The organism is Helicobacter pylori (assembly GCF_001653455.1).
Taxonomy (GTDB): Bacteria; Campylobacterota; Campylobacteria; order Campylobacterales; family Helicobacteraceae; genus Helicobacter; species Helicobacter pylori_A.
In genome coordinates, this window is record NZ_CP011486.1 from 469,947 (window position 1) to 483,743 (window position 13,797).

11 protein-coding genes and 3 pseudogenes are annotated in these 13,797 nt (G+C 37.6%); 10 read left to right on the top strand and 4 right to left on the bottom strand.

Annotated features, from left to right (window positions below; all coding sequences use genetic code 11):
* Positions 1-209: 209 nt before the first annotated feature.
* The 4 genes and pseudogenes from AA977_RS02245 to AA977_RS07555 all read left to right on the top strand — a co-directional run.
* Positions 210-1,595: an MFS transporter gene (locus tag AA977_RS02245; RefSeq protein WP_064434421.1), complete on the top strand. Its 1,386-nt coding sequence runs from the start codon at positions 210-212 to the stop codon at positions 1,593-1,595.
* Between the two features lie 92 nt (positions 1,596-1,687).
* The gene (locus AA977_RS02250) at positions 1,688-2,743 is read left to right on the top strand and encodes a DNA cytosine methyltransferase (protein WP_064435180.1); all 1,056 of its coding nucleotides are present in this window, start codon (positions 1,688-1,690) and stop codon (positions 2,741-2,743) included.
* The gene (locus AA977_RS02255) at positions 2,736-3,497 is read left to right on the top strand and encodes a hypothetical protein (RefSeq protein WP_064434422.1); all 762 of its coding nucleotides are present in this window, start codon (positions 2,736-2,738) and stop codon (positions 3,495-3,497) included. Before AA977_RS02250 ends, AA977_RS02255 begins: the two co-directional genes overlap by 8 nt.
* 71 nt (positions 3,498-3,568) lie before the next feature.
* Positions 3,569-3,710: pseudogene (locus AA977_RS07555) on the top strand (DNA cytosine methyltransferase); the annotation flags it as partial.
* 17 nt (positions 3,711-3,727) lie between these two features.
* Here the strand turns inward: AA977_RS07555 and AA977_RS02260 are convergent.
* Complete coding sequence (locus AA977_RS02260) at positions 3,728-4,672, bottom strand: catalase family peroxidase (protein ID WP_064434423.1); 945 nt, start codon at positions 4,670-4,672, stop codon at positions 3,728-3,730.
* 343 nt (positions 4,673-5,015) lie between these two features.
* Here AA977_RS02260 and hofC point away from each other — a divergent pair, with 343 nt between their 5' ends.
* The 4 genes and pseudogenes from hofC to AA977_RS02275 form a co-directional block, all read left to right on the top strand.
* Positions 5,016-6,602 (top strand): outer membrane beta-barrel protein HofC, encoded by a 1,587-nt coding sequence (gene hofC / locus AA977_RS02265; protein WP_064434424.1) that lies wholly within the window; start codon positions 5,016-5,018, stop codon positions 6,600-6,602.
* Between the two features lie 69 nt (positions 6,603-6,671).
* On the top strand, positions 6,672-8,069 hold the full coding sequence (gene hofD, locus AA977_RS02270) for an outer membrane beta-barrel protein HofD (RefSeq protein ID WP_064434425.1): 1,398 nt from the start codon (positions 6,672-6,674) through the stop codon (positions 8,067-8,069).
* A gap of 97 nt (positions 8,070-8,166) precedes the next feature.
* A pseudogene (locus tag AA977_RS08230) lies at positions 8,167-8,349 on the top strand (hypothetical protein); the annotation flags it as partial.
* Positions 8,342-8,716: pseudogene (locus AA977_RS02275) on the top strand (DUF1542 domain-containing protein); the annotation flags it as partial. The pseudogenes AA977_RS08230 and AA977_RS02275, both read left to right, overlap by 8 nt.
* A 132-nt stretch (positions 8,717-8,848) precedes the next feature.
* On the opposite strand, the gene AA977_RS02280 reads toward AA977_RS02275, so the two are convergent.
* The 3 genes from AA977_RS02280 to AA977_RS02290 form a co-directional block, all read right to left on the bottom strand.
* Complete coding sequence (locus AA977_RS02280) at positions 8,849-9,985, bottom strand: potassium channel family protein (protein ID WP_033760907.1); 1,137 nt, start codon at positions 9,983-9,985, stop codon at positions 8,849-8,851.
* A gap of 194 nt (positions 9,986-10,179) precedes the next feature.
* Entirely contained in the window at positions 10,180-10,368 is a 189-nt protein-coding gene (gene rpmB / locus AA977_RS02285; RefSeq protein WP_021436298.1) for a 50S ribosomal protein L28, read from the bottom strand.
* A gap of 99 nt (positions 10,369-10,467) precedes the next feature.
* Complete coding sequence (locus AA977_RS02290) at positions 10,468-11,322, bottom strand: HpaA family protein (protein WP_064434427.1); 855 nt, start codon at positions 11,320-11,322, stop codon at positions 10,468-10,470.
* A 135-nt stretch (positions 11,323-11,457) separates the two neighbouring features.
* Here AA977_RS02290 and mraY point away from each other — a divergent pair, with 135 nt between their 5' ends.
* Positions 11,458-12,519 carry a phospho-N-acetylmuramoyl-pentapeptide-transferase gene (gene mraY, locus AA977_RS02295; protein WP_064434428.1) on the top strand — a complete coding sequence of 354 codons (1,062 nt, stop codon included), beginning with the start codon at positions 11,458-11,460 and terminating at the stop codon, positions 12,517-12,519.
* Positions 12,520-13,788: a UDP-N-acetylmuramoyl-L-alanine--D-glutamate ligase gene (gene murD / locus AA977_RS02300; RefSeq protein WP_064434429.1), complete on the top strand. Its 1,269-nt coding sequence runs from the start codon at positions 12,520-12,522 to the stop codon at positions 13,786-13,788.
* Positions 13,789-13,797 lie beyond the last annotated feature (9 nt).

Genomic DNA, 13,797 nt, shown 5'->3' on the forward strand with positions numbered 1-13,797 from the left:
GATCGGATAGAGTTTTAAACTCATTTAAGTCATGCTTAACAATAAAAAAGATAAGATGAATCACTTTTTGAACGCTAATTAAAATTTCATTTACTGCTTATTATCTAAAAAATGCCGTTAAGATGTAAAGTAGCTGTATCAATTTTATCAACCTTAGTTTCAAAATGAAAAATTTAAAATAGGCGATAGCCTTAGTGAAAGGATAATTAATAAAACATTTAAGCAAAAAAGAGATAAAAACCTTAGGGTTATCTTCACTTGGTGGGACTTTGGAATTTTATGATTTTATTATCTTTGTATTTTTTACAAGTATCATTGCCAAACACTTTTTCCCGAACACGCTTAGCCCTATTTGGTCTGAAATTAACACTTATGGTATCTTTGCTGCAGGTTATCTAGCGCGCCCGCTTGGTGGCATAGTGATGGCCCACTTTGGGGATAGATTTGGTCGTAAAAACATGTTCATGCTCTCTATTTTATTGATGGTAATCCCAACCTTTATGCTAGCTTTGATGCCAACTTTTGATCATTTTGTAAGTTTTGGCATTAATAGTATGGGACTTGCCCCTGAAAACGCCCATTATCTTGGTTACATAGCCCCTATTTTTTTAGTGTTTGTTAGAGTTTGTCAAGGCGTTGCTGTGGGTGGCGAATTGCCTGGCGCTTGGGTTTTTGTCCAAGAACATGCTCCGCAAGGGCAAAAAAACACTTTTGTAGGGTTTTTAACGGCTTCTGTAGTTTCTGGGATTTTGCTTGGGAGTCTAGTTTATATCGGGATTTATATGGTTTTTGACAAGGCTGTTGTTGAAGATTGGGCTTGGAGGGTTGCTTTTGGGCTTGGAGGGATTTTTGGTATCATTTCTGTTTATTTGAGACGCTTTTTAGAAGAGACTCCTGTTTTTCAGCAAATGAAGCAAGATAATGCCTTGGTTAAATTCCCGCTTAAAGAGGTGTTTAAAGACTCTCTTTTTGGTATATTGGTATCCATGCTTATCACTTGGGTTTTAACTGCTTGTATTTTGATTTTTATCCTTTTTGTTCCCAATTTTACCCTTATGCATCCCAATTTTAATTTCACTCCTTTTGAAAAAACCTATTTTCAAATTTTAGGGCTTGTTAGTATTGTAAGTTCTATTATTTTAACAGGGTTTTTAGCCGATAAAATCAAACCACACAAAGTTTGTATGGTTTTTAGTGTGGCCTTTGGCTTTTTTGGTTTTTTATTCTTTAAAGAATTTTATTCTAATGCGCCAAGTTTAGTCAATACCATAGTTCTATACTTTTTGGCTTGCTTTTGCGCTGGTATTATGAATTTTTGTCCCATTTTTATGAGCGATGTGTTTAGCGCTAGAATCCGTTTTAGTGGGATTTCCTTTGCTTATAACATAGCCTATGCTATAACCGCTGGCTTTACCCCTCAACTTTCAAGCTGGCTAAACGCAAAAGCTATAGCAGCACCTGAAAGTTTGCAAAGTTATGGTTTGAGCTTTTATATTTTTGTGGTCGCTTTAATTGCCTTTATCACATCGCTTTTAATGGCGCCAATTTACAACCAATCTAGTAATACCCAACACGAAGTGTCGCCCATAGCATGAAAGAAGCGCAAACTTTTGAGCAATTCAATCAAAAATTAGCCGATTTTTATGCAGACCGTATTTATCCAAAATCTAAGTTTAAAATAGGTAACTTGTATAAAGTAGCAGATATTTTTTGTGGTGCTGGAGGGTTGAGCTATGGCTTTTCTATGCACCCTTATTTTGAATTGATATGGGCTAATGATATAGACAAGGACGCTATTTTAAGCTATCAAGCCAATCATAAAGAGACACAAACCATCTTATGCGATATTGCACAACTTGATTGCCATAATTTACCGCGCATTCCAATTGATATTCTACTAGGCGGACCGCCATGCCAGAGCTACTCCACGCTTGGCAAAAGAAAAATGGATGAAAAAGCGAATCTGTTTAAAGAATATTTGCGGCTCTTAGATTTAGTGAAACCAAAAATATTTGTTTTTGAAAATGTGGTGGGTTTGATGTCTATGCAAAAAGGGCAATTATTCAAACAAATTTGTAACGCTTTTAAAGAGAGAGGTTATATTTTAGAGCATGCCATTTTAAACGCCCTAGATTATGGTGTGCCTCAAATGAGAGAGCGAGTGATTTTAGTAGGTGCACTTAAAAGTTTTAAACAAAAATTCCACTTCCCTAAACCCACAAAAATGCATTTTTCTCTAAAAGACGCTTTAGGGGATTTACCACCCATTCAAAGCGGTGAAAATGGCGATGCTTTGGGTTATCTTAAAAATGCGGATAATGTTTTTTTAGAATTTGTGCGGAATTCTAAAGAATTAAGCGAGCATAGCAGTCCTAAAAACAATGAAAAACTGATAGAAATTATGCAAACGCTAAAAGACGGGCAGAGTAAAGACGATTTGCCAGAAAGTTTACGCCCCAAAAGCGGCTATATTAATACCTACGCTAAAATGTGGTGGGAAAAACCAGCCCCCACTATTACAAGAAATTTTTCTACCCCAAGCAGTTCTAGGTGTATCCATCCAAGAGACTCTAGAGCGTTAAGTATTAGAGAGGGGGCAAGATTGCAAAGCTTTCCTGATAATTATAAATTCTGTGGGAGTGCTAGCGCTAAAAGATTGCAAATCGGTAATGCCGTGCCGCCTTTATTGAGTGCAGCACTCGCTCATGCTGTCTTTGATTTTTTAAGGGGTAAAAATGTTTGATAATAACGATTTTAAAGGTTATAGAAATTGTTTGGGTTTTCATTCTCAAAACGCTTTTAAGGAATTTTTAGGCGCTAAAGACATACAGCCTTGCATTGATTTCAATTATTTAAACGCTCTCAAAAAAAGGCTCATTGAAATTTTTAGTGCTATAAATAATATTTATTGTTTTAAATATAGTGAGCATGAATTAGAATATTTTTTTAAAAACTCTATAGAACGAGTGTTTTCAAAGATAGTGGATACTCATATTATCCATAAGCTAACCAATCAGGGCAGAAGACCTGAAGAGGTTTGTTTTTCTTGGATGCGTGGGTTTTTGGTAGCGGAGTTTTTTAAGGATTTTATCGCTTATCTTTTTAACACGCAAAAAGAAACCATCAAATTTTTTGGTGGTGATAATTTTGAGAGTATAGAAAGCTTTAAAAGAAGTCCTAAGGCCGACTTTTTGTTAAATAATCATTTATTGCTAGAAGTTCAAAGCGGGTTTCAAGGGATTAATGATATTAAGCAGCATAAAGTTTTAGAGGCTCAAAGGCGTTTAGAAATAGATAAAATTCCTACTATTGTGGTGCATTTTGACTTGTTTAACGGGCAAGTGGCATGCGTAGAAATTTCTAAAATTAAAGAAAATGATTTGAATTGGATAACCCGCCAACAAATGGAAGGGCAGAGCGTTTTTAATATTTCACAAGACTTTTTTAATTACAAAATTACAGAAAAGCCTAATAGGGCGTTTGATAAAAATCAATAATAGACAAAAACCATTTTATGCGATATTGCACAACTTGATTGTTACAACTTATGATGCACTTCAATTGGCATTACTCTATAGCACATGCCATTTTAAACGCCCTAGATTATGGTGTGCCTCAAATGAGAGAGCGAGTGATTTTAGTAGGTGCGCTTAAAAGTTTTAAACAAAAATTCCACTTCCCTAAACCCACAAAAATGCATTTTTCAATCAACTCATATTTTAGCTTTTTATTGCCTTTTGCTAAAAGTGATCCCATAAACTTCATTCCTAATGTGAAACAAGGGATCAATAGGGGCTTCTACGCCTTTAGGGAGATCGGCTGGGAAATACACATCTTTATTGCAGCCCATCCCTTCGTATTCTTTAACTTTTAGTGTCCCTACTAATAATTCCTTGTGTTTGCCCTTCCAAAGCGCGGTCGTGTCGTTAGTAGCGTCATTTTTATTTGCAAGCACCAGATACATTTTATATTCTATGGGTTTAGTTTTAAGGTGTTGTTGGAATGCAGAGAGCAAATAATTTGAATCTTTTTGCTTTAATTCTTGGGGGCTAAGGTATTTGATGCCATCGGTTGGCACAAATTTCCACCTCGCAGACAATAATTCCCCTTTTTTGTCTTTAAACCTGAACGCATGGACGCTATAATAAGGCGTGTTAGCCACGCTTGAGCTAATCCCTATGGTTTTTGTGTAGGCGGCAAAATTTTTATAAGAGGGGACTTCTTCATAAAGCTTTTTGATTTTTGCTTCATCTACTTTGCCGTTTTGCGGAATTCTCATCGCAAAAAATTGAGCGAATTCTTCAGGGTTTTTGGCGAAATTGATTTCTGTATTGAGCATCACCATTGTCCAGCTAGCGTTTTGATTTTCTAATTTTAACGCCATTCCCCTGACTTTGCTTTTATCGTCCATTGCCACGCCCCCTAAAGAATACCTTATAGATGCAGAAATTTCTTTTTCATCAAGCAAAGGCACATCTAAATCGTTTTTTATGGCTTGATTAGGGAGAAACACCCCTTTAGCGCAAAACCCTTTAGCATGGTTGATTTTCATTTTTGGCTCTTTGGCGTTGAGCTTGTAGAAAATATCAGCGATCTCTTCAGCGCTCACTTCATGGGCTTTTAAAAAACCCAAACTAAAAATTAAACCTAAACTCAAACCAATTTTTTTCATTTTTGATCCTTATCATTATTTTTTATATAAAAACAACGCTTTTTATTGTATCAATAAATTCAGTTTTAAAAAAGCCTTTTCTTTTAACATGCCTTATTAACTCTTTTGTTTTAAAAATGGTTGCACTACCAACATGCTATTAATTATCAAGGCTCTGTGATAGTTCAGTTTTAAAGCAGCTATAAAAATAGAAGCTCTTAACTGGCAAACTGGCGTTTGAAATTTTAAATTTTGCAAATTTTAAGAAAAACTAGCTTGATTTTAAACTAATTCTATATTCTTTTATGCTACAATTATTTCTACAGAGTAATTTATCTATTCTCAGGTAAAGTAAGGAAGAGGAATGAAATTAAAGAAACGAAAAGTTGCGGCTACATTGCTAAAGCGTTTTACCTTGCCACTATTGTTCACGACGGGGTCATTAGGGGCGGTTACTTATGAAGTGCATGGGGACTTTATTAACTTCTCCAAGGTGGGCTTTAACCACTCGCCTATTAACCCTGTTAAAGGTATCTATCCTACAGAAACTTTTGTTAACCTTACGGGTAAGCTAGAGGGGTCTATACATTTAGGTAGGGGATGGACCGTGAATTTAGGCGGTGTTTTGGGCGGACAAGTTTATGATAGCACTAGGTATGATAGGTGGGCAAAGGATTTTACTCCCCCAAGCTATTGGGATAAAACTTCTTGTGGCACTGATTCTATGAGCCTTTGTATGAATGCGACTAAAATGTGGGAGCAATCAGGACCAGGTGGCGTCATTAACCCTAGAGGTATTGGTTGGGAGTATATGGGTGAGTGGAACGGCTTGTTCCCTAACTACTATCCGGCTAACGCCTACTTGCCTGGGGGTTCAAGGCGTTATGAAGTTTATAAAGCGAATCTTACCTATGATAGCGACAGAGTCCATATGGTAATGGGGCGCTTTGATGTTACCGAGCAGGAGCAAATGGATTGGGTGTATCAATTGTTCCAAGGTTTTTATGGGACTTTCAAGCTCACTAACAAGATGAAATTCTTGCTCTTTAGCTCTTGGGGTCGTGGTATCGCTGACGGTCAGTGGTTGTTCCCCATCTATCGTGAAAAACCTTGGGGTATTCATAAAGCGGGTATTATTTATCGCCCTACTAAGAATTTAATGATCCACCCTTATGTGTATCTTATTCCAGAGGTAGGTACATTGCCCGGCGTTAAAGTAGAATATGATACCAATCCTGAATTTAGAGGGATAGGCATTAGAAACAGGACGGCTTTCTATGCATTGTATGACTATCGTTGGAATAACGCCGAATACGGTCGTTACGCACCCGCTCGTTATAACACTTGGGATCCGTTCTTAGATAATGGTAAGTGGCGTGGCTTGCAAGGTCCTGGCGGTGCGACACTCTTTTTACGCCACCACATAGACATTAACAACTACTTTGTGGTTGGTGGTGCTTATCTCAACATTGGTAACCCTAACATGAACTTAGGTACTTGGGGTAACATCATCGCTGTAGATGGTATCGAACAATGGGTTGGCAGTATCTACAGCTTAGGGTTTGCGGGGATTGACAACATTACCGATGCTGATGCGTTCACCGAATATGTTAAAGGTGGAGGTAAGCATGGTAAGTTTAGCTGGAGCGTCTATCAACGCTTCACCACCGCACCAAGGGCTTTGGAATATGGTATTGGTATGTATCTAGACTATCAGTTCAGTAAGCATGTTAAAGCGGGTCTCAAACTCGTGTGGTTAGAGTTCCAAATTCGTGCGGGTTACAACCCTGGAACTGGTTTCCTTGGGCCAAACGGTCAGCCGCTTAACTTGAATAATGGTTTGTTTGAATCTTCTGCATTCGCGCAAGGTCCTCAAGACATGGGTGGCATTAAAAAGAGCATTACCCAAGACAGAAGCCATTTGATGACACACATTAGTTATAGTTTCTAAGAGAGTTCCCCTATCTCTTAGATATGCCTTTTTTGTATTTTTAATTCAATATCTTTGGGAGTTAGGGTTTTGGGAATTAAGGAATATTTTTTTTACTCTCTATTTTTTTTGCTTTTTTCTGGTCTCTTTTTATCTAAACTTCAAGCTTATAAATTCAACATGAGCATTGTTGGAAAGGTGAGCAGCTATACCAAGTTTGGTTTTAACAACCAAAGATACCAGCCTTCTAAAGACATTTACCCTACAGGTAGCTATACTTCTTTGCTTGGCGAATTGAATTTGAGCATGGGTTTATACAAGGGTTTGAGGGCGGAAGTGGGGGCTATGATGGCAGCGCTCCCCTATGACTCCACCGCTTATCAAGGTAACAATATCCCTAATGGCCAGCCCGGCTCTAGGACCGATCCTTTTGGAGCGGGTATCTTTTGGCAATATATTGGTTGGTATGCAGGGCATAGCGGTTTGCATGTGCAAAAACCTCGTTTGGCTATGGTGCATAACGCTTTTTTGAGCTACAACTACAAAAAAGATAAATTCAGTTTTGGCGTGAAAGGGGGGCGCTATGATGCTGAAGAGTATGATTGGTTCACTTCTTACACTCAAGGGGTTGAAGGTTTTGTCAAATATAAAGACACCAGGTTTAGAGTGATGTATTCAGACGCTAGGGCTTCAGCGTCAAGCGACTGGTTTTGGTATTTTGGGCGTTACTATACAAGCGGTAAGGCTTTAATGGTGGCGGATTTGAAATATGAAAAAGACAACTTAAAAATCAACCCTTATTTTTATGCGATCTTTCAAAGAATGTATGCGCCAGGCATTAATATCACTTACGACACTAACCCTAATTTTAACAATAAGGGTTTTCGTTTTGTAGGCACTTTTGTGGGGTTTTTCCCGATTTTTGCCACTCCAGCCAATCAAAACGATATTATTCTTTTCCAACAGGTGCCGTTAGGAAAGAGCGGGCAAACCTACTTCTTCCGCACTCGTTTTTACTATAATAAATGGCAATTTGGGGGCAGTGTCTATAAAAACATCGGTAACGCTAATGGCGACATAGGTATTTATGGGGACCCTTTGGGGTATAACATTTGGACGAATAGTATTTATGATGCAGAAATTAACAATATCGTTGGCGCTAATGTTATTAACGGGTTTTTGTATGTAGGCTCACAATATAGGGGGTTTAGTTGGAAAATTTTAGGCCGTTGGACGGATAGCCCAAGGGCTGATGAAAGGAGTCTCGCACTCTTTTTGAGCTATTTTTCTAATAAGTATAATATTAGAATGGATTTGAAACTAGAATATTATGGCAATATCACTAAAAAAGGCTATTGTATTGGGTATTGTGGCATGTATGTCCCGGCTGATCCTAACGGGCCTGGCACACAGCCTTTAACGCATAATGTGTATTCTGACCGAAGCCATATAATGTTTAATATCACTTATGGTTTTAGGTTTTATTAGCATTTTATCTTTAATGGATATTTTTGATTAGCCTTTTTAAAATCTTAAAAGGCTCTGCTCCAATCAAATACTGACACTCAAAAAACTTATTTAACTTTACCACGCTTTAACGAAAGGCTTAAACCTACAGGATAGGGAACGCTTAGAATTAAGCATGCTTAACCGCTTGATGGAGCAAAGCCTAAAGCAAGATGAAAGCTTTAAGGTGTTTGATAGCGCGCATTTTTTGAATAAGTTAAACGAATTTAAAAGCGATGTTTTTACTACCCCTACAAGAAAAGCAACAAGCCACAAGCGAGATAAACGAAGCCAAGAAAACGGCTTTTAATGAAGTTTTAAACGAACTCACGCCAAAAATTAGCGGTTTGTATAGCGGGATTTTCTACATTAGAAACATCATTTACATTCAAGGGGGGTGGGAGCAAAAAATCAAGGATTTAAGCGATTACACGCTAGACAAAAGCAAGAAATACGAAATAGAAGTGTTTTTTAACTATTTAAGCGCGAAAACTTTAGACAATCACGCCGTTTTTGGCTTGAAAGTGCAAGAAGGCTTTTTGAAAGAAAGCATCCAGAAACTCACGCACAAATACATTGCACAAACTTATCATGCGAAGCTTGGCTTTATTCTAATCAAACATGAATAACTAAAACCTTTTGACTAAAGTCAAGCTCTTTACTTTGTAAAAGATGTTTTTAGCATTTTTAAATTTTATTATTCATATTTGATGGGAGTCAAGCTTTTTTGTTTTTTATTTTACAAAAAGGGCTGTGTAAAATCACAATGAAATGTAATCCACTTCTTTAGGTCTTTGATGATTGGCAATGAGTTGCTTGCAAGTCGCAACGCCCTCTGAAGTGCCAACCATCAATAGCTTGGATTCGCTTGCAATAATCGTTTCTCCATCAGGCATGGGGATATATTTGCCATCTTTTTGAGTGATGCCAATCACAAAGGCTTTAGCGATCTCTCTAAAATGGGCTTCTTTTAATTTCCTTAACACAAGCCAGCTGGTTTTAGGGACAATCACTTCCTCTAAGTCTAAAAGCGTGTCTTTTTTATTGATAAAACGCTCTAAGATATTTTCCATATCCGGGCGTACCGCCATGGCGCTCACCCGTTGCGCCATGAGTTTTGTGGGAGAAACCACCATGTCAGCCCCTAATTTTTTTAATTTTTCCAAGCCTTCATCGCTATGAGCGCTCGCAATGATGTAGTAGGGCTTTCGTTTCAATTCCTTTTCAAACAAGCGCACGCTCACCATTAACGCCACATTCACCGGCAAAATCTTAGACAACGCCACAACGCCCCTAGCGCTGCTCAAGTGGGTTTTGAGCATGGCTAAATTGGTGTGCGGATCGCCTATAATATAGTAGGGGTATTTGTGTTTGATAGCCTCTTCTTCAAAATTAGGGTCATTATCCACGACCACAAAAGGGATTTGAGCGGAGCGGAATTGCTTGCTCAATTCAATCGTGTATTCATTGTGGTAACAAATCACATAATGATCCTTAAGGCGCGCGATTTTATAAATCATACCTTTCTCCTTAATCAATCTAGTAAGCGTGCCTTTATTGACCACGCTAATTAAAATAGCCACGCTAAAGGCGATAATTCCCGCCCCACAAAACATTAAAATGGAAGTTAAAAAAATACTTATAGGCCCAAACTGGCTTTCATTTAAAGCGCCAAACCCTGTGGCCGTCATGGTATAAGTCGTTTGAAAGAAGGCTTGCATAAGGCTATAATTTTCTAGGGCAAAGTATCCTAGAGTGCCTAAAAGCACGAGTAATTGGATTAAAATAAGCGGGAGTCTAAAGACCTTAAATTGCTCATAAATTTCAGAATTTAAATTGACTTCTGGCTGATTTTCATCGTCTTTTTTGATTTTAAAAAATTTCAATTTTTCAAACAAAACCAATTCCTAGATCAAAATAAATTCTTTTGAAAGCATTTACCTCTAAGCTTGATTAAAACGCTAAACCTAATTTAGGTTGTGTTTTAATCTCAAAAAGAAGTTTAGATTTAAGGGGGGTTTTAAAAACGCTATCAAAAACACCAAAACCACCCCTATAATCCAAATGGATAGAAACGATAAAATCCTAAAAACTAAGCCCCTTTACGCATGGTCCTTAAAGTGGAAGCGGCCACTTTAATGCGTCTAGTCGTGCCATCGTCTAATTGGATCTTAATTGATCGCAAATTAGGGAGTAAGCGACGCTTGTTTTTGTTGTTCGCATGACTTACATGATTGCCTATCATAGGCCCTTTAAAAGTTAAAGTGCATCTTCTTGCCATTGTGTATCCTTAAAAATTGAAATGAATGGTGTATTATACTTAAAATAGTCTTTGAAAAGACTGATTTTAAGGCTAATTTTTAAACGATTCGTTCAAGAACTAATTTTTTTGAGGTGCAGAACTTTTGAAACCTTTTGCTTTATCAATAGCGTTTCTGTATTTGGCAATATTTTCCTCTGTAAGTTCTGTTACAACTTTTTTCATGACTACAGCATACATTCTGTTTAAAATCTTATGTATCGCATCTTCTCTGTTCTTATCCAAATTTTCATGGGCAATATTAACTGAAGAATTAAACCCTCCAGAAGCGCTATTAGTAGAGGTGTATGTGTATGTTATTGCTTGAAAAGTTCCAACTTCCACAGCAAAATCATGGACGACACGATTGCTTTCTGGCTCATAAAAATTAAACCATACAGAGCCTGAGCTTTGATCCACTAGAGTGTCTAAATCAAGCTTGCTTGGATCTTTTAAATTCATTTTCAAATCTTCTAAGATTCCTACCCACCCTTTCAAATCCAAAACGGAAAAAATTTTTCTCTTATCTTGCGCACTCAAAGCCTTTTCATCTTGAAAATGCAACACTTCATAGCCTCTTTTTTCAAAAATAGTTTGGATTTGATTGACTAAGGCATCTTGGAATTTATCAATATAGGGCTTTAAATTATCGCTCACTTGAATGTGTGGCGCTAAAATACCTATGAAGTGATGGTTTTGTGGGGCTTGAGCAATATGCACTGGATAATTAAAATCTAGCGGTGTAACATGCTCAGAGCTTGTTTGCATTCTTTCGTGAGTTTGAGTTTGAGCTTGCTTTTGATTTTTGGCGTCATTTGGTGTTTTTGTCTCAGCGCTTGGATTCATTGCACAACCAACCAACACGCTTGAAAGCCCTAAAGCGACTAACATTTTAGAATAAGATCTAACCTTTTTACCAATCAACGAACGCTCCATGAAATACTCCTAAAAATAAAATTAAAATGAACTTTTATTATACTCTATTCATGCTATTTTTAAGTAAATCAATTTGCGCTACAATTTTCTTTTTTGTCTCATTTCAAGCGCAGCGATTTTATCACAAGGGATTTCATGCTCTATTCTTTACTATATGGCTATTTCAATATCAATCTTTTCCAGTATTTGACTTTTAGAGCAGGGTTAGGGTTTTTCATAGCTTTTTTTCTCACGCTTTTTTTAATGCCTAAATTCATTCTATGGGCCAAGGCTAAAAAGGCTAACCAACCCATTTCTAGCTTCGTGCCAGGCCACCAAAACAAAAAAGATACCCCTACGATGGGGGGCATTGTTTTTGTTTTTGCAACCATTGTTGCGAGCTTGTTGTGCGCGTCTTTGGGTAATCCTTATGTGTTGTTAGGGATAATCGTGTTAGTGGGCTTTAGTTTTGTAGGCTTTAGAGACGATTACACCAAAATCAACCAGCAAAGTAATGCAGGAATGAGCGCGAAAATGAAATTTGGCATGCTTTTTGTCCTTTCGCTTGTGGTGTCTGTTTTATTGAGCCTTAAGGGGTTGGATACTTTTTTATACGCGCCTTTTTTAAAAAACCCCTTGTTTGAAATGCCTACGGCTTTAGCGGTTGGTTTTTGGGTGTTGGTTTTCTTATCCACGAGTAACGCAGTGAATTTAACCGATGGGCTAGACGGATTAGCGAGCGTGCCTAGCATTTTCACCCTTTTAAGCCTTTCTATTTTTGTGTATGTGGCAGGGAATGCGGAATTTTCTAAATACTTGCTCTATCCAAAAGTCATAGATGTGGGGGAATTGTTCGTTGTCTCGTTAGCGTTAATTGGATCGCTTTTTGGCTTTTTGTGGTATAACTGCAACCCGGCAAGCGTGTTTATGGGCGATAGCGGGAGTTTGGCTTTAGGGGGGTTTATCGCTTATAACGCTATTGTTTCGCATAATGAAATCTTACTCGTTTTAATGGGGTCTATTTTTGTGGTAGAAACTTTATCGGTGATCTTGCAAGTAGGGAGCTATAAAACCCGTAAAAAACGCCTTTTTTTAATGGCGCCCATCCATCATCATTTTGAACAAAAGGGTTGGGCAGAAAATAAAGTGATTGTGCGTTTTTGGATCATTTCTATGCTGAGTAATTTAGTCGCTCTTTTAAGCTTGAAGGTGCGTTAAATGAAAATCTCTTTGTTTGGGCATGGCAAAACTACTTTAGCCTTGGCGCGTTTTTTGAAAAAAAACCATAACGAAGTGGGATTTTTTGATGACCGATTCACTTTATTTCATAAGGATAGTGAGGGTTTTCTTTGTTATCCCAGTAAGGATTTTGACCCTAATGATTCCCAACTAGAAATAGTCAGCCCTGGCATTAGTTTCACGCACCCTTTAGTCATAAAAGCCAAGCATTTAGTGAGCGAATACGATTATATTGATAGTCTCTTTGATTCTTCTTTCACGCCCACTACTATAAGCATTAGCGGCACCAATGGCAAAACCACCACAACAGAAATGCTCACCATGCTTTTAGAAGATTTTAAGGCTGTGAGTGGGGGGAATATTGGCACGCCCTTGATTGAATTGTTTGAAAAACGATCGCCTTTGTGGGTGCTAGAAACAAGCTCTTTTTCTTTGCACTACACTAACAAGGCTTACCCTTTGATTTATTTGCTCATCAATGTGGAAGCCGATCACTTAAGCTGGCATTGCAATTTTGAAAATTATTTGAACGCTAAACTCAAGGTTTTAACCTTGATGCCTAAAACTTCCCTAGCTATCCTCCCTTTAAAATTCAAAGAACATCCAATTGTGCAAAATTCGCAAGCGCAAAAAATCTTTTTTGACAAAAGCGAAGAAATTTTAGAAAATTTAGCAATCCCTTCTAACGCCCTTTCTTTTAAGGGAGCGTTTTTATTAGACGCCGCCTTAGCCCTTTTAGTTTATGAACAATTTTTAAAAATAAACCGCCTAAAATGGCAAGATTATAAAGAAAACGCCCTTAAAAGGTTGAACGCTTTTAAAATCGGTTCGCATAAAATGGAGGAATTTAGGGATAAAAAGGGGCGTTTATGGGTAGATGACAGCAAGGCCACGAACATTGATGCCACCTTGCAAGCTCTAAAAACCTTTAAAAACCAAAAAATCCATTTGATTTTAGGGGGCGATATTAAAGGGGTCAATTTAACCCCCCTTTTTGAAGAGTTGAAACATTATGCAATAAGCCTTTATGCGATAGGTTCAAGCGCTTTTATTATCCAGGCTTTAGCACAAGAATTTGATCTTGTTTGTAAGGTTTGCTTGGAGTTAGAAAAAGCGGTTGGAGAAATTAAAAGCGTTTTATTGCACAATGAAGTCGCTTTGCTTTCACCTAGTGCGGCCAGTTTGGATCAATTTTCTTCATATAAAGAAAGGGGTGAAAAATTTAAGGCGTTTGTTTTAGGAGATTAAAGTGCATGA